This window comes from Intrasporangium sp. (assembly GCF_035688975.1).
GTDB lineage: Bacteria > Actinomycetota > Actinomycetes > Actinomycetales > Dermatophilaceae > CALMNV01.
On sequence record NZ_DASSMH010000059.1, the window covers coordinates 1 to 15,636 of the forward strand.

Annotated in this window: 13 protein-coding genes and 1 pseudogene; 11 read left to right on the top strand and 3 right to left on the bottom strand. The window is 71.8% G+C overall.

Going from position 1 to position 15,636, the window contains the following annotated elements; all coding sequences use genetic code 11:
• Positions 1-236: 236 nt before the first annotated feature.
• Genes VFJ94_RS06010 through VFJ94_RS06045 form a run of 8 tightly spaced genes read left to right on the top strand, consistent with a single transcriptional unit; the run spans position 237 to position 7,260 of the window.
• On the top strand, positions 237-983 hold the full coding sequence (locus VFJ94_RS06010; protein ID WP_325003289.1) for a helix-turn-helix transcriptional regulator: 747 nt from the start codon (positions 237-239) through the stop codon (positions 981-983).
• Positions 980-2,401, top strand: coding sequence for a Fe-S cluster assembly protein SufB (sufB, locus tag VFJ94_RS06015; protein ID WP_325003290.1), 1,422 nt, complete (start codon positions 980-982; stop codon positions 2,399-2,401). Before VFJ94_RS06010 ends, sufB begins: the two co-directional genes overlap by 4 nt.
• The gene (gene sufD, locus VFJ94_RS06020; RefSeq protein WP_325003291.1) at positions 2,401-3,681 is read left to right on the top strand and encodes a Fe-S cluster assembly protein SufD; all 1,281 of its coding nucleotides are present in this window, start codon (positions 2,401-2,403) and stop codon (positions 3,679-3,681) included. The genes sufB and sufD overlap by 1 nt, the downstream gene beginning before the upstream one ends.
• Positions 3,682-3,685: 4 nt before the next feature.
• Complete coding sequence (gene sufC / locus VFJ94_RS06025) at positions 3,686-4,453, top strand: Fe-S cluster assembly ATPase SufC (RefSeq protein WP_325003292.1); 768 nt, start codon at positions 3,686-3,688, stop codon at positions 4,451-4,453.
• A gap of 1 nt (position 4,454) precedes the next feature.
• Positions 4,455-5,786, top strand: coding sequence for a SufS family cysteine desulfurase (locus VFJ94_RS06030; protein ID WP_325003293.1), 1,332 nt, complete (start codon positions 4,455-4,457; stop codon positions 5,784-5,786).
• A 1-nt stretch (position 5,787) separates the two neighbouring features.
• A complete protein-coding gene (gene sufU / locus VFJ94_RS06035; protein WP_325003294.1) occupies positions 5,788-6,270 on the top strand; it encodes a Fe-S cluster assembly sulfur transfer protein SufU in 483 nt (160 codons plus the stop codon).
• Positions 6,267-6,593 (top strand): metal-sulfur cluster assembly factor, encoded by a 327-nt coding sequence (locus tag VFJ94_RS06040; protein ID WP_325003295.1) that lies wholly within the window; start codon positions 6,267-6,269, stop codon positions 6,591-6,593. Before sufU ends, VFJ94_RS06040 begins: the two co-directional genes overlap by 4 nt.
• 31 nt (positions 6,594-6,624) lie before the next feature.
• Entirely contained in the window at positions 6,625-7,260 is a 636-nt protein-coding gene (locus VFJ94_RS06045; RefSeq protein ID WP_325003296.1) for an acVLRF1 family peptidyl-tRNA hydrolase, read from the top strand.
• 43 nt (positions 7,261-7,303) lie between these two features.
• Here the strand turns inward: VFJ94_RS06045 and ypfJ are convergent, their stop codons facing one another.
• Positions 7,304-8,269, bottom strand: a complete 966-nt coding sequence (ypfJ, locus tag VFJ94_RS06050; RefSeq protein WP_325003297.1) for a KPN_02809 family neutral zinc metallopeptidase — start codon at positions 8,267-8,269, stop codon at positions 7,304-7,306.
• 470 nt (positions 8,270-8,739) lie between these two features.
• On the opposite strand from ypfJ, the gene VFJ94_RS06055 reads away from it, so the two are divergent.
• A complete protein-coding gene (locus VFJ94_RS06055; RefSeq protein ID WP_325003298.1) occupies positions 8,740-10,029 on the top strand; it encodes a hypothetical protein in 1,290 nt (429 codons plus the stop codon).
• Between the two features lie 155 nt (positions 10,030-10,184).
• Entirely contained in the window at positions 10,185-11,897 is a 1,713-nt protein-coding gene (gene pelF / locus VFJ94_RS06060) for a GT4 family glycosyltransferase PelF (RefSeq protein ID WP_325003299.1), read from the top strand.
• 38 nt (positions 11,898-11,935) lie between these two features.
• Here the strand turns inward: pelF and VFJ94_RS06065 are convergent.
• Positions 11,936-13,204: pseudogene (locus VFJ94_RS06065) on the bottom strand (DUF4832 domain-containing protein); the annotation flags it as partial.
• 869 nt (positions 13,205-14,073) lie between these two features.
• Between VFJ94_RS06065 and VFJ94_RS06070 the strand changes: the two are divergent.
• Entirely contained in the window at positions 14,074-14,493 is a 420-nt protein-coding gene (locus VFJ94_RS06070) for a hypothetical protein (protein WP_325003300.1), read from the top strand.
• Between the two features lie 126 nt (positions 14,494-14,619).
• Here the strand turns inward: VFJ94_RS06070 and VFJ94_RS06075 are convergent, their stop codons facing one another.
• Positions 14,620-15,636: an alanine racemase gene (locus VFJ94_RS06075; protein ID WP_325003301.1), complete on the bottom strand. Its 1,017-nt coding sequence runs from the start codon at positions 15,634-15,636 to the stop codon at positions 14,620-14,622.

Consider the following 15,636-nt stretch of genomic DNA (forward strand, 5'->3'; position numbering starts at 1 on the left):
CATCGCCTACGGCTACCTCCTCACCTCGCCCCTGGGCTGGATCACGGCCCCGGTGCGCCGGCGCCTCTTCGGCCCCGACTCCGTCGCGCCCCCGCGCCGCAAGAGCCCGTCCGTCCTGATGCCCGCCGCCGAGGACGACGAGGACGAGGCGGCGTACTAGCCCGTATGCCGCGCCGCGCGATGCCCCCGTGGGGGGCGGAGTGGAGACCGTCAGGTATTTACGTCACAATGGTGTTGTGTTTATCGCCGAGCATGAGACGCGTGCGGCCAGGGACGGGGACCACTCCTCGCCCCTGGAGTCGCGCACCCGCTCGCGCGTCCTGCACATGGTGTCCGCGGACGGCCCCATCACCGCCGCCGAGCTCGGCCGCCACCTGCACCTGACCCCGGCCGCGGTCCGGCGTCACCTCGACGCGCTCGTGGACCAGGGAATGGTCGTGGCGCACGAGCCGTCGTCCGCCCCGCGCGGGCGGGGACGTCCGGCCCGCGCCTACGTCGTCTCCGAGGCGGGCCACCGCTCGCTCGAGACCGACTACGACGCCCTCGCCGTCGAGGTGCTGCGCTACCTCGCCGAGCGGGTCGGCCCGGACGCGGTCGCCGGCTTCGCCCGGGAGCGCCTGGCGGTCCTCGAAGAGCGGTATGCCGCCCGCCTCGCGACCGTCGGCAGCGACCTGCCTGCACGGGCCCAGGCGCTCGTGCAGGCCCTCAGCGACGACGGGTTCGCCGCCACCGCCCGGCCCGTCGGGGCCAGCGCGCTCACCGGCATCCAGCTGTGCCAGGGTCACTGCCCGGTGCAGTCGGTCGCCGAGGAGTTCCCGTCCTTCTGCGAGGCCGAGGCCGACGCGTTCTCGAGGATGCTCGGGGTCCACGTCCAGCGCCTCGCCACGCTCGCCGGCGGCAACCACGTCTGCACCACGTTCATCCCGACCACCGCCGTGGTCCGCACCCAGACCGATCACACCAAGGAGAGGTTCTCTTCATGAGCACCAACATCGAGGAGCGCAACCCGGGCCTGAAGGACCTTGGCCGCTACGAGTACGGCTGGGCCGACACCGACGTGGCGGGGTCAGCGGCCCGGCGTGGGCTCAACGAGGAGGTCGTGCGCGACATCTCGGCGCGCAAGGGCGAGCCGGAGTGGATGACGAGGCTGCGCCTCAAGGGCCTCTCGCTCTTCGGCAAGAAGCCCATGCCGACGTGGGGCTCTGACCTCACCGGCATCGACTTCCAGAACATCAAGTACTTCGTCAAGTCGACCGAGAAGCAGGCCACCACCTGGGACGAGCTGCCGGAGGAGATCAAGAACACCTACGACCGGCTGGGCATCCCCGAGGCCGAGAAGCAGCGGCTCGTGGCCGGCGTCGCCGCGCAGTACGAGTCGGAGGTCGTCTACCACCAGATCCGCGAGGACCTCGAGGCGAAGGGCGTGATCTTCCTCGACACCGACACGGCCCTCAAGGAGCACGAGGACGTCTTCCGCGAGCACTTCGCGACGGTGATCCCGGTCGGCGACAACAAGTTCGCCGCGCTCAACACGGCCGTGTGGTCCGGGGGGTCGTTCATCTACGTGCCGCCGGGCGTGCACGTCGACATCCCGCTGCAGGCCTACTTCCGGATCAACACCGAGAACATGGGCCAGTTCGAGCGGACCCTCATCATCGCCGACGAGGGCTCCTACGTGCACTACGTCGAGGGCTGCACCGCGCCGATCTACAAGTCGGACTCGCTGCACTCCGCCGTCGTCGAGATCATCGTCAAGAAGAACGCCCGGGTCCGCTACACGACGATCCAGAACTGGTCCAACAACGTCTACAACCTCGTGACCAAGCGCGCCACGTGCGAAGCGGGCGCGACGATGGAGTGGGTCGACGGCAACATCGGCTCCAAGGTGACGATGAAGTACCCGGCCGTGTTCCTCCTCGGCGAGCACGCCAAGGGCGAGACGCTCTCGATCGCCTTCGCCGGGGAGGGCCAGCACCAGGACACCGGCTCCAAGATGGTCCACGCCGCCCCGCACACGAGCAGCTCGATCGTGAGCAAGTCGGTGGCCCGCGGCGGCGGCCGGGCCTCGTACCGCGGCCTCGTCCAGGTCCTCGAGGGCGCGCACCACTCCGCGTCCACGGTGCGCTGCGACGCGCTGCTCGTCGACACCATCAGCCGCTCCGACACGTATCCCTACAACGACATCCGCGAGGACGACGTGTCCATGGGGCACGAGGCCACGGTGTCGAAGGTGAGCGAGGACCAGCTCTTCTACCTCATGTCCCGCGGCCTGGCCGAGGACGAGGCGATGGCGATGATCGTGCGCGGCTTCATCGAGCCCATCGCGCGCGAGCTGCCGATGGAGTACGCCCTCGAGCTCAACCGCCTCATCGAGCTCCAGATGGAAGGGGCCGTCGGCTGATGGGTCTGCTGGCTGACACGACCGAGACGGTCGGCGCCGACCGCGCCGACCGTTCCCGGGCCACCGCGCCCAGTGGGCCCACGGAGTCCGCCCCGCCCACTCGGCCCACCGGGGCGAGAGGGGACGGCGCCGGGCTGGTCCCCGCCGCGTCGCGCGCGGAGCGCACCACGTCCTTCGACGTGGCCGACTTCCCGGTCCCGACCGGCCGCGAGGAGGAGTGGCGCTTCACGCCCGTCCGCGCCCTCGCACCCCTCTTCGCCGAGGGCGCGACCGGGGAGCTGCGGTGGGATGCCGAGCTGCCCGAGGGCGTGACCGTCTCCCGGATCCCCGAGGCCGCGGCCCGCGAGCTCGGCATCCTCGCCCCCCAGGACCGACCGGCCGCCCTCGCCGCCGGGACCGGTGACGCCACGCTCGTCGACGTCCCCGTCGAGGCGGAGCTGACCGAGCCGGTGCGCATCCGCCTCACCGGCCAGGGCTCGGAGGCGGCCCAGGGCCACATCGTCGTGCGGACCGGGCGGCACTCGCGCGCCACCGTCGTCGTCGAGCACCAGGGCAGCGCGCAGTACTCCGAGCTGCTCTCCGTGGTCTCCGGGGAGGGCTCGGACCTCACCCTCGTCACGGTCCAGCGCTGGGACGACGACGCCATCCACGTCGCCGAGCACGACGCGCTCGTCGGTCGCGACGCCACCTTCCGGCACGTCGCCGTGAGCCTGGGTGGCCGCCTCGTCCGGCTCGCGACCAACGTGCGGTATGCCGGTCCCGGCGGCGACGCGACGCTGCTCGGGGTCTACTTCGCCGACGCCGGCCAGCACCTGGAGCACCGCTCCTTCGTCGACCACAACGCGCCGCAGTGCGCGAGCCACATCACCTACAAGGGCGCGCTCCAGGGTGAGAACGCTCGCACCGTCTGGGTCGGCGACGTGCTCATCCGCGCCGAGGCCGAGGGCACCGACACCTACGAGGTCAACCGCAACCTGGTCCTCACCGAGGGCGCCCGCGCCGACTCGGTGCCCAACCTCGAGATCGAGACCGGCGAGATCGCCGGCGCCGGACACGCCTCGGCCACGGGCCGGTTCGACGACCTGCAGCTGTTCTACCTGCAGGCCCGCGGCATACCGGAAGACGAGGCGAAACGGCTCGTGGTCCGCGGCTTCTTCGCCGACATCATCCGCGCGATCCCGCTCGCCGACCTCCGCGACGCGATGCACACCGCGATCGAGCAGGAGCTCGCGGCGACGGCATACGCCTCCACCGACAGCACCCCCACGAAGGAGAACTGACCCGATGACGACGCAGCACACGCTCGAGATCAAGGGGCTGACGGTCTCGGTCGCGACCGAGGACGGCCCCAAGGAGATCCTGCGCGGGGTCGACCTCACGGTGAGGTCGGGGGAGACCCACGCCCTCATGGGCCCGAACGGGTCCGGCAAGTCCACGCTCGCCTACAGCATCGCCGGCCACCCGAAGTACACCATCACGGGCGGCACCGTGACGCTCGACGGCGAGGACGTGCTGTCCATGACCGTCGACGAGCGGGCGCGCGCCGGCCTCTTCCTCGCCATGCAGTATCCCGTCGAGGTGCCGGGCGTCACCGTGAGCAACTTCCTGCGCACCGCCAAGACCGCCATCGACGGGCACGCCCCCAAGCTGCGCACGTGGGTCAAGGACGTCAAGGACGCCATGGGTAACCTGCGCATGGACCCGACCTTCGCCGAGCGCAACGTCAACGAGGGCTTCTCCGGTGGTGAGAAGAAGCGGCACGAGATCCTCCAGCTCGAGCTGCTGAAGCCCAAGATGGCCATCCTCGACGAGACCGACTCCGGCCTCGACGTCGACGCGCTCAAGGTCGTGTCCGAGGGCGTCAACCGCGCCAAGAGCGACAACGCGCTGGGGGTCCTGCTCATCACCCACTACACGCGGATCCTGCGCTACATCCAGCCCGACTTCGTCCACGTGTTCGTCGACGGGCGGATCGTCGAGGAGGGCGGTCCGGAGCTCGCCGACCGCCTGGAGGACGAGGGCTACGACCGCTTCACCACCGCGCGGGTCTGACATGACCGGCGTCCCGACGTTGCTCCCGGAGCGGGAGCTCACCGCGATCCGCGGCGAGTTCCCGATCCTGGAGCGCACCGTGCGCGGCGGCGTGCCCCTGGTCTATCTCGACTCGGGCGCCACGTCGCACAAGCCCCGCGCGGTCCTGGACGCCGAGCGCAGCTTCTACGAGCGGTCCAACGCGGCGGTGCATCGAGGGGCGCACCAGCTGGCCGAGGAGGCCACCGACGCCTTCGAGGGCGCGCGCGAGGCGATCGCGCGCTTCATCGGCGCGCCCGCGGCCGAGCTGGTCTTCACCCGCAACGCCACCGAGGCGATCAACCTCGTCGCCTACGCCTTCTCCAACACGGCTCCCACGGACGCGCCCAAGGACGAGCGCTTCACCCTCGGCCCCGGTGACGAGGTGCTCGTCACCGAGATGGAGCACCACGCCAACCTCGTTCCCTGGCAGGAGCTCTGCCGGCGCACCGGGGCGACCCTGCGGTGGGTGCCCGTCACCGCGGACGGCCGGCTCGACCTCGGGCGCCTCGACGAGCTGCTCACCGAGCGCACCAAGGTCTTCGCCGTCGCCCACGTGTCCAACGTGCTCGGCACCATCAACCCCGTGGCGCAGCTCGCCGAGCGGGCGCACGCCGTGGGGGCCCTGGTCGTCGTCGACGCCTGCCAGTCCGTGCCGCACCTGCCGGTCGACGTCGCGGCGCTCGGCGCCGACTTCCTCGCCTTCAGCGGCCACAAGCTGTACGGCCCGATGGGGGTGGGCGCCCTGTGGGGCCGCGCGGAGCTCCTCGACGTCATGCCGCCGTTCCTCACGGGCGGGTCGATGATCGAGCTCGTGACGATGGAGCGCTCGACGTGGGCGCCGGCGCCGCAGAAGTTCGAGGCCGGGGTGCCCAACGCCGCGCAGGCCGTGGGGCTCGCCGCCGCCGTCGCGTGGGTCGAGCGGATCGGCCTCATGCGGATCGCCGCGCACGAGGCCGCGCTCGTCGAGCGGCTCCTCGCCGCGCTCGCCGCGCGTCCGTGGGTGCGGGTCGTCGGCCCCCCGGCGGGCGTGCCCCGGGGCGGTGCGGTGGCGTTCGTCGTCGAGGGCGTGCACCCCCACGACGTCGGCCAGGTGCTCGACGACGCCGGCGTGGCCGTGCGCGTCGGCCACCACTGCGCGTGGCCGCTGCACCGGGTCCTCGGCGTGACGGCCACGACCCGTGCCTCCTTCGCCGTGCACAACACTCCGGCGGACGTCGACACGCTCGTCGAGGCCCTCGACCGCGTGCCCACCATCTTCGGCATCGACGTGCCGGCGGACCCCGGTCCGCGCACGGCGGCGGAGGTCGGTTGACGTGGACCTCTATCAGGAGCTCATCCTCGAGCACTCCAAGCGCCCCCGGCACGCCGGGCTGCGCGACCCGCACATCGCCGAGGTGCACCACATCAACCCCACCTGCGGCGACGAGGTGACCCTCCGCGTCGACCTGGCCGGCACCGGCGAGGACGCCGTCGTCAGGGACGTGTCGTATGCCGCCCAGGGCTGCTCCATCTCGGTCGCGTCGACGTCGGTGCTCGCCGAGGAGCTCATCGGCCGACCGGTCGCGCAGGCCCTCGACACCGTCGCCGCGATGCGAGACATGCTGACCTCCCGCGGCCAGGTCGAGGGCGACGAGGAGGTCCTCGGGGACGGCGTCGCCTTCGCCGGTGTCTCCCGTTATCCCGCGCGGGTCAAGTGCGCCCTGCTCGGCTGGACCGCCTTCACCGACGCCCTCGCCCGCGCCGGCGTCGACCTCCACCGCCTCACCGCCCCCGCCACGCAAGGAGCGCAGTCATGAGCCAGACCACCACGCCGCCCAACGTCGCAGACGTCGAGGAGGCCCTGCGCGACGTCGTCGACCCCGAGCTCGGCATCAACGTCGTCGACCTCGGCCTCGTCTACGGCATCACCGTCGACCAGCAGGCCCATGCGGTCATCGACATGACGTTGACCTCGGCGGCGTGCCCGCTCACGGACGTCATCGAGGACCAGACCGCGCAGGCCCTCGAGGGCCTGGTCGCGACGCACCGGATCAACTGGGTGTGGATGCCGCCGTGGGGCCCGGACAAGATCACCGAGGACGGGCGCGAGCAGCTGCGCGCGCTCGGCTTCAACCTCTGAGGGCGCCCCTGGGGCGGAGCCCAGGACGGGCATGAGCGGCCGGGTCGTCGAGGTCGACCCGGGACGGTGGGACCGGTGGGTGGCGGGCTTCGTCGCCCGGCACGGCCCCGTCGACGTCGAGCGTTCCGCCACGGGCGACGCAGCGCTTCTGCGGGTCCTCGCCGCGGACGGCGCCACGGCCACCGCCCAGGGCTTCGAGCACGACCCCCTCGGGCTGGTCCTCGTCCGCCGCGGAGGGTATGCCGTGGGCCTGGCCCGCGGGCCACGCCTGCTCGCCTCCAAGGTGGGCACCCGCCGGGTGCAGTCGCGCACCGCGGCCGGTGGGTGGTCGCAGCAACGCTACGCGCGCCGCCGCCGCAACCAGGCCGACGAGCTCGTGGCCGCCGTGGCCGACCACGCCCGCCGGATCCTGCTCGGGCACGCCGAGTCCCCGTCCCGAGGAGCGAGCGGCATACCGCACGGGCTCGTCGTCGGTGGAGACCGCACCCTCGTCCGGGAGGTCCTCGACGCCCCGGCCCTGCGGGCGCTGCGGGTCCTTCCGCGCCGGGAGCTGCCCGACCTGCGGGACCCCGACCGCACCGTCCTCGAGGCGGCGCTGCGGCGCGGCCGGGCGCTGCGCGTCGTGCTCACCGATCCCCACCTCCCAGACAACTGGGGGGCCAGGTAGCGCTATAGCGATACCCCACCTCCCAGACAACTGGGGGGAGAGGTCAGCTGACGGTGTCGACCCCGAAGGTGTTGCACTGGTTGAGGTCGCCGGTCTCCCAGCCCCGGGTGAACCACGTCATCCGCGCCCGCGCCGAGCCGTGGGTCCACGACTCGGGCGTGACCCGGCCCTGGGTCTTCTGCTGGATCCGGTCGTCACCGACGGCCGACGCCGCCGACAGGGCCGACTCGATGTCCTGCTGGGTGATCGGCTTGAGCATGGTGCGGCCCTGCGCGTCGGTCGTCTCCGTGGCGTGCTTGACCCACGTGCCCGCGAGGCAGTCGGCCATGAGCTCCATGCGGACCGAACCCGAGTTGGGGCCCTGCGGATCCTGCTGGGCCTTGTTGAGGATGCCGAGGAGGTCCTGGACGTGGTGGCCGTACTCGTGGGCGATGACGTATTCCTTGGCCAGCTGCCCGCCGTCCGCCCCGAACTTGCTCGTCAGCTCGGCGAAGAAGGAGGCGTCGACGTAGACCTTGGCGTCGAGCGGGCAGTAGAACGGGCCGACCTGGTTGCTCGCCGTGCCGCACGCCGACTGCGTCCGTCCCTGGTAGATGACGGTCCGGGCCATCTCGTAGTTCATCGAGTACTTCGGCAGGGTCTTGCCCCAGTAGTCCTGGACGCTGTTGACGGTCGCGATGATGAGGCACACGTCGTTGCGGTTGGCGTCGGCGCCGCTCTTGCACTGGGAGAAGCTCGAGGAGCGCACCTCTCCGGCCGCGCCCACCTGCTCGGCCTGCAGCTGCTGCCCGGGCAGCCCCTGATTGCCGCCGCTCGTGTCGCCGACCCCGCCTCCACCGAGCAGGTTCTGGCCGCCGAAGACCAGCGCGAGGACGAGCAGAACGAGGCCGCCGATGCCGCCGCCGACCTGGATGCCTCCCGGGAATCCACCACCGCCACCCCCGTAGCCGCCACCGCCGCCGCTCTCGACCTGGGAGGTGTCGAGCTGCGCGTCCTCGTTGAAGCTCATCTGCCTGCTTTCTCCCTCGGGCTCGGTCGCACGCCCACACTAGTCGGCGTCCCGGCCGGGCCTCTTCGATGGAGTTCCGCGATTTTCCCTCTTGACAAACACCAATTGGGCTAGATTGACCGTGTTGTCGGAGGTGCACCAGTGCCGCTGGCAATGACGATCTTTCTCGGCCCTTGTGGGAGAGCCGGGATTCAGGGGGAACGTCGGGGTACATGACGGGTCGCGGTCCTCGCGGCACGTCGGGGGATGCAGCTCAGGCACGGCGCAACGTGACCTGCGACCACGTCCTGCCGCCTTTGGCGGCAGCGGGTCGGCGGAAAACGTTCGCGCCCAACCGAGCTGCGTCGTGGTCGTCGCCATGAGGTGACGGCCGCATGAGGTTCGCGCTCGACACGGGTCCTGGTGGGGGGCCGTCGTGGACGCGGGCCTGGGGTCAACTTTGTCATTTCGACTTCCGGGGGGAATTTGTCATGCCCGAACGTGTCCGTCGCCGTCCTCAGGACGCCGCCTCTCCAGCGCTGACGGCCTTGCTCCTGCTCATCCGCCAGGTCGTGGCCCGGCCCGCGGTCCAGCTCGTGCTGCAGCTGTCGCCGGTGCTGCTGCTCAGCGCGATCTTCCCTGCGGCTGCGGGCCGGATCGGCGCGTCGCAGGTCGGCGGGGTCTCCCTGACCACGCTGCTGCTCGCGTCATCTCTGGCCGCGCCGTGGCTCAGCATGGCCGTGTGCCTGCCGCTCTACCGCGCACTGGCCGACCTCGTGCCCGGCGACCTCGGGGCCGCCCGGTCGCGGTTCTGCGACGTCTGGCCGAGCGCGTTCCTGCACACGGCCCCGGTGCTCCTGGCCTTCGCGCTGCCGGTCGCGCTCCTGCTGCGTTGGCCGCTGCAGGCGATGGCGACATACGTGCTCCTCGGTGTGCTGCACGCGGCCTTCGCCCAGTCGCTGGTCCTCGCCAACGTCGCTCGGGACCGCGTGCTGTGGGCAAGCGCGTGGGTCGCCTACGCGGCCGCTCTGTTCCTCGTCCCGCAGGCATGGTTCCTGCCGCCGGTGGCCGGGTTGCTGACGCAGCTCGTCCCGCTCCGGCACGCCCTGCGGCGAGTGCTCCGTCCCGTGCGGCTGCCGCACGGCGGCGTGGCACGCGACGTGGCGCGGGGCCTGCTGGCGGGCGGGGTGCTGTGGTCGCACCTGGTCTTCCTGTTCCTGCGGACGCGGGGCGAATTCGCTGTCGGCACAGTGTTCCTCGCAATCCTGCCGTCCGTCCTCGCCTACAACTACTACTTCGTCCGGCTCGCGCCGGACTTCGACGACGCCGTGCTTGACTTCCGGACCGCGATGGAGAACGAGCCGCACGACGGCCTGGCGCGGCGCTCGCGCGTCCTCGCCGGTGTCGTGACCGGCTCGCTGCGGCGCACGGCCCTCGTGGGCGCCCTCCTCGTCGGGTTCACGGTGGCGCTCGCGGACTGGACCGGTGCGTCGATGCCCTTCGTCGCCAGCGTCGCCGCGGCCTCCTGGCTCTTCCTGATGACGACGCTGCTCTGCTACAAGCTCGAGTACGTCGGCCAGTACCGCGAGGCGGACCTGCTCGGCGGGGCCCATCTGCTCGTGTCGGCCACGGCGTTCCTCGCGCTGCCGCCGGGCCCGACGCTCTACCTCGGTCTCATCGCCGCCGAGCTGCTCGTCTTCCTCACGGCGCTCAGCCGGTGCCTCGGCCACTGGCGCTCCTCTGAGTACGCCCTCTTCTGGCGCCACGCCACAGCATGGTGACGCCAGCTCCGCGGCTGCGCCGGCTGCGGCCCCGCTGGCCCGCCCCGCACGCCCACACCTACTCGGCCCAGCTCATCTCGGCCGCCCCTCACGTACCGGAGTCCGCGGACTCCTCTCAGTCCAGGGAGCCCTGGGGCTCCCCGAAGGAGAACGTCATGCATGTGCCCCCCGCTCCACGCGACGTCGAGCTCCACGTCGACTACCCCGACGTCGACGTGGCCATCATCGCCGAGTCCACCTACCCCTACCTCAAGGGCGGTGTGTCGGCCGTCATCCACGACATCATCTCGAGCAACCAGGACCTCACCTTCGGGATCATCCACATCACGTGGGACTCCACGTCGCCGAGCGAGGACCTCTACGGACTCCCGGACAACGTCCGGTGGGTGCGGCCCGTCTACCTCAGCATGGCCGAGCACGACGAGGACTTCCGGCGGCTGACGCCCAGCGACCTCGGCATGCGGGCGCGAGGCCGCCGGGAGCTGTCGCACCGGCTGCTCGACGCCCTGCAGTCGGCCGTCGCGGGCGACGTCGCACCGCTCTGGCGGCTCTACGACGAGGGCATGAACCCGCGCACGCGCCGCTACCCCCTCTGGGCCCTCCTCGGCACCAAGGAGTTCATGGTCGCGGCGGGCGAGCGGCTGTCCTCCCTCGGCCTGCCCCTCACCGACACGTTCTGGCTGCTGCGCGAGTTCTTCTCCCTGGCGTGCGCCGTCCTCGGCGAGGACCTGCCCCGGGCGCGCGTCTACCACGCGCACACCACGGGTTACGCGGCCCTTCTCGGTGCGGCCGGGGCCCGACAGCACGACACGTCGTTCCTGCTCACGGAGCACAACCTCTACGTCCGGGACACCATCAACTTCATGCTCGGCCGCAGCCTGGGCCTGACGGTGGCCGCGAACGACTGGCGCGAGTCCGACGTGACGCCCCGCGAGCGCGCGTGGATGGCCTGGTGGATCGAGATGGGCCGCTTCAGCTACCCCTCGGCGCAGGCCATCACCTACCTGTACCCGCGGGCGATCACGGAGGCGGCAGACCTCGGCGCGCCCGTCGAGAAGAGCGTCGTCATCCCCAACGGGATGACCGTGCAGTCCTTCCGGCACGTCTACCAGCGGCGGATGCAGGCGCTCTCGGACATCATGGCGGCCGGTCCGCAGCGAACGTGGCGGCTGGCGTACGTCGGCCGGGTCGTGCCCATCAAGGGCCTGACCGACCTCATCGCCAGCATCGCGCTGCTCGTCGAGCGAGGGGTCACGGACCTGCGGCTCGACATTCTCGGCCCGACGGACCACCACCCCGACTACTACCTCACCTGCCTGGACAAGGTGCGGACCCTCGGCGTCGAGGACTACGTCGCCTTCCACGGGACCGTCGACGTCCTCGAGGTGCTCGGGGACTACGACCTGCTCGTCCTGCCCAGCCACAACGAGGCCCAGCCGATGGTGGTCCTCGAGGCGATGACCGCCGGGATCCCCGTTGTCGGCACGAACGTGGGAGGCATGGAACAGCTCGTCGAGGACCCGCTGACGACCCCAGGTGGGCGCACGCTCGGTCCGTGCGGCCTCCTCGTCCCCGGCGGCGACGTCACGGGGATGGCGGACGCCCTGGAGGCCGCCATGGCTGACCGCGACGGCTACGTGCGCTTCGCGCACAACGCTCGCGCGCGGGTCGAGAACTTCTTCCAGCTGCAGGACGCCATGGGCGCCTACAACCGGCTCTACAAGGAGCTGGGCGGTCTCGTGGGCGTGCCGGTCGAGTCGCGGGACGACGCCGAGGTCATCGGCTCGGTCACCGCGATGCCCCTGCAGAGCGAGTTGCGACCGGTGGAGGGGTCCCAGGTGCCGACGTTGGCCAACCGGATCGCGTAGGCCGGGTCCGCCGACAGCCGCGGCGACGGGTCCGGCAGCCAGAGCGCGAGGTCGTAGGTGCCGGAGGCGGCCGGGGCCGCCACCGTGGCGGAGAAGGTCACCGTCGCACCGGGCGCCACGGCGCGGACGTCGAGCGGCAGCCGCACCACCGACGTGGCCGCTGCGCTGTGCAGGACGAGGTATGCCGCGCGCTCCCGCAGGACCGCGGCATACCCGTCGTTGCGCAGGGTGAGGTCGAGGACGACGGGTGCGCCAGGGGCGCTCGACGTCGGGGCCGCGCTCTCGGTGAGCACGAGCCGGTAGCCGAGGCACCGCCCCGCCTCCGCCCGGCCCTCGGTCCCCCAGGAGGCGAGCACGTCCGGGTGGTAGTCGGCGTTGAGGAAGGTCCAGTGGTATGCCGCCAGCTCCCGCCGCGCTGAGGGCCACTCGGAGCGGGGCGGGTTGACGCTGCAGGTCTCACCGCCGAGGACGACCGAGCGGGTCCGCTCCGCCAGCCAGGCGCGGTCGGCCTCGGACCGGAAGGTGCCGGAGTCGTCGGTGCCAGCGAGGAAGCAGTCGTCGTGGATCCCGACCCGGGCCGCCCCGGCGGACGAGTCGCTGCCGAGGATGCGCTGGGCGATGCCCGGGTAGCGCACCTGCACGGGCACCGTCGCATCCGTCGCGTCCAGCAGCGTGGTGAGCACGGCGGAGCGGGCCTGCCAGTCGGCCTCGGTGAGCATCCACGGCCTGGACGGGTCGCTGGAGAAGCTGTCGGTGTAGTACCACTCGCCCCAGCGCCCGATGAAACCTGCCTGCAGCGCGGAGATGACGTCGGCGTCCGCGCCGAGGACCGGCGCGAGCTGGCCGATGTGGCGCACCACGCGATCGACGGGGGCGTCGCGGCTGGAGTCGGCGGAGTAGGCGAACCGGACCACGAGCTTGACGCCCGCGCCGCGGGCGGCGGCGAGGTCGGCGGCCACCGAGGCCAGGAAGCGACGGTCGATGGTGTCCGTGGCCACGAACCGCTCGAGATAGAAGGTGCGGTGCACGAGGGTCACCCCCTCCTCGGTCCGCCACCGGCCCGTCCGCTCCGCGTCCAGGGCGACCGAGCCGGAGTCGTCGTCGCGCGCGTGCGTCTCGGTGTGGTGGTAGAACCCTCGGTCCGGGTTGGGCACGGCCGCGGTCGACGCCGCGTAGAGCCGCGTCGGCCTGCTCGAGGCGTCGCGCTGGGCCGGGATCGACGGGTCGCTCACCGGCGACACGTTACGGTGCCGTGCGGCCTCCCCTGTGACCCCAGCGTCGGGGACGAAGATCTGTGCAAGCACCACGGGGCTGCCGGCAACCTGTGAGACTCAGTCCGTGGTCAGGAGACGAAGGGATTGGATCGCGGTGGCCGCGGGGCTCCTTGCCGCCTTCAGTTTCGGCGCTCCGGCAGCGGGCGTCGCGTCCGCGGCGGGTGACTGTCAGGATCTCTCCGATGGGATGGCGGGCCGGCGCTGGGTTGGTGAACCGACCCCGGCCCTGGCCGCCACGGCCGACGAGCTGCAGGGTGAGGCAAACGACTTCCCTGGCTCCCTGAGCGGGGTGGCATTCTGCTCGGACTACTCGGGAGTCGAGGTCTTCGTCAAGGAGGCAGGGCCAGCCCTTGACAAGGTCAACGACATCCGGGCCCGCGCGGCTGGTGCGGCTACGGTGCACGTGCGGTCGGTGACTCATTCGTTGGAGGACCTGCTCGCGGAAGCACGCCGCCTCCGAGGTGACCCGGACTTTGCCTCCGCAGTGGACGGGTGGGGGCCGGATATCCTCCACGACGGACTGCTGGTGCGACTGTCCTCACGGGCCGGGGACCCTTCCGAGGTTCTGGCCCAGCGCGGCCCAGATGTTGATGCCGTGCGCGCCATTGTCGGGGACAGCATGCGCGTGCGTTTCCGGCCCGCGGGCACAGGCGAGAATGCAGGAACGAGGCCCCCCGATGGGCCCCCTTCGGTCCGTGGGTGGTCGCCTCAACTGCGTTGATGGCTGCTGCTCTATCGGAGTTCCGATCGGACGACACGATGGGGCACGGCATTGACCGCCGGACATTGCACCCCTTCGACCTTCACTGGCAGATCAGGACGGCTTTGATCATGGACGAGGAGACAGGGGAGTCGAGATGCAACGGCAGGCGGCCGGAAGCATGGTGAAGAGAAGGTGGCTGGTGGCCGCGGGCGCCGTGATTGGCCTGGCGGCGGTGGTCCTGCTCTTCCTCAGATGGTGGACATCCCCCCGACTCGAGGAGTCCGGTGGCGCCGTGGCCGTGGTCGACGGTCGGTCGCTGTCTCTGGTGCAGGCGTCCAGCGGCGTCGGCATCAGCGGCCGGCTGGGGCTGCTCGGCGGCCGGTGCGTCGGGCTGGCTGCCACCGCAGACTCGCCAGGGCGCGTCATCGTGTGGCCGCCCGGCACCACCCTGCAGGGGGAAGGCGCCGACCTTCGCGTGGAGAGCGGCGGGCACTCGGTCCGGATCGGTGAGGCGGTCGAGGGCGGAAGCGAGCAGCGTCAGGACGTGGGGGGCCATGCGTCACTGCTGCCCCCGGAGTGCAGCGCCTTCCGCCTGGTGGACGTCTCGCTGGGCCGCTGACTGAGGCGGCCCAGCACCCTAGGGCGGAGCACGGTGCAGAACGCGAGTCCTTGGCGTGCCCTGCTGGGGAGCGAGCGTGCGGACCGGAGGAGATCCTCCGACGAGGACGAGCCGGTGCCGGTCGTCTCAGGCGAGCTCGACGGCATCCGGGTAGGCGGTGGTCAGGCGCATCCGCACGGGCACCGTGTCGCCCACCTCGGGGGGCGGCACGCCGGCCGGCAGCGCGAGGAGGCTGCACTGCATGTGCGGCGGCTCGGCGAACCGCGGCGTCGTGCCGGACACGGTGAAGGGTGAGCGCACGCGGTGGGCGGCCTCCAGCAGCCCCTCCGCGACGGCGACGGCCCGGGAGCGGACCGTCGCCGCGGCTGCCGGGGACTCCATGGCCACCCCGTGCGACGTCCCGCCGCTGACGACGACGAGGTGGCCGGCCGGCAGCCGCCGTTGGCGGTAGCCGGCCCGGTCACCTCTGGCGACCGGGCGCACGTCGAGCACGTGGGCCCGGACCTCGTATGCCGTGCGGTCGGCGAGCCACAGCGCCGTGCCGACCCGGGGCAGGAAGTCGCGGTCGGGGAAGCGGCGCGCCAGCTCGAGCAGCTCGGGGCCGGTGACGTGCGAGACGTACCACCGCGTGACCTGCGGCGCGGCCTCGACGAAGCGGCTGATCTCGGCGACGTGCCCGGTCCCGAGCGGCAGGTGCAGGGTCGCGCCCTCGGCGCCGGCGGCGCCCACGAGCTCGCCGAGGCCGGCGACCGGAGCGCCGAAGCGGTTCATCGACGTGAGGCCTTCGACGACGACGCGGCTCCCCGGGGCCCGGTCCCGCAGGTCGGCGACGTCGGCCGACGAGGTGAGGGTGTGCAGCACGCGCTCGTGCGCGAGGTCGCTGAGGCCGCCGTGGACCGGCGGCCGGTAGGGCTCGAGGACGAGGACGTCGTGCCCGAAGGCCGCGAGGGCGTCGGGCAGCTCGGCATACGTCCCCACCGCGATGACGGGGACGGCGAGGCGCTGGGCCTCCCGGCACAGCAGCTCCCGGCCGAAGCCGTAGCCGTTGCCCTTGACCACGGGCACGATGCCCGGCAGCTCGGTGCATGCCCGCTCGTGGGCCGCCCGCCACCGCTCGACGTCGACGACGAGGGTGAGGCTCAC

What these genes read in the sequence shown, in the direction of transcription:
- ypfJ (WP_325003297.1), bottom strand. Translation starts at nt 8,269, where the DNA reads ATGAGCTTCAACGAGGACGCGCAGCTCGACACCTCCCAGGTCGAGAGC.
- sufD (WP_325003291.1), top strand. Translation starts at nt 2,401, where the DNA reads ATGGGTCTGCTGGCTGACACGACCGAGACGGTCGGCGCCGACCGCGCC.
- VFJ94_RS06030 (WP_325003293.1), top strand. Translation starts at nt 4,455, where the DNA reads ATGACCGGCGTCCCGACGTTGCTCCCGGAGCGGGAGCTCACCGCGATC.
- VFJ94_RS06055 (WP_325003298.1), top strand. Translation starts at nt 8,740, where the DNA reads ATGCCCGAACGTGTCCGTCGCCGTCCTCAGGACGCCGCCTCTCCAGCG.
- pelF (WP_325003299.1), top strand. Translation starts at nt 10,185, where the DNA reads ATGCATGTGCCCCCCGCTCCACGCGACGTCGAGCTCCACGTCGACTAC.
- sufB (WP_325003290.1), top strand. Translation starts at nt 980, where the DNA reads ATGAGCACCAACATCGAGGAGCGCAACCCGGGCCTGAAGGACCTTGGC.
- VFJ94_RS06040 (WP_325003295.1), top strand. Translation starts at nt 6,267, where the DNA reads ATGAGCCAGACCACCACGCCGCCCAACGTCGCAGACGTCGAGGAGGCC.
- sufC (WP_325003292.1), top strand. Translation starts at nt 3,686, where the DNA reads ATGACGACGCAGCACACGCTCGAGATCAAGGGGCTGACGGTCTCGGTC.
- VFJ94_RS06045 (WP_325003296.1), top strand. Translation starts at nt 6,625, where the DNA reads ATGAGCGGCCGGGTCGTCGAGGTCGACCCGGGACGGTGGGACCGGTGG.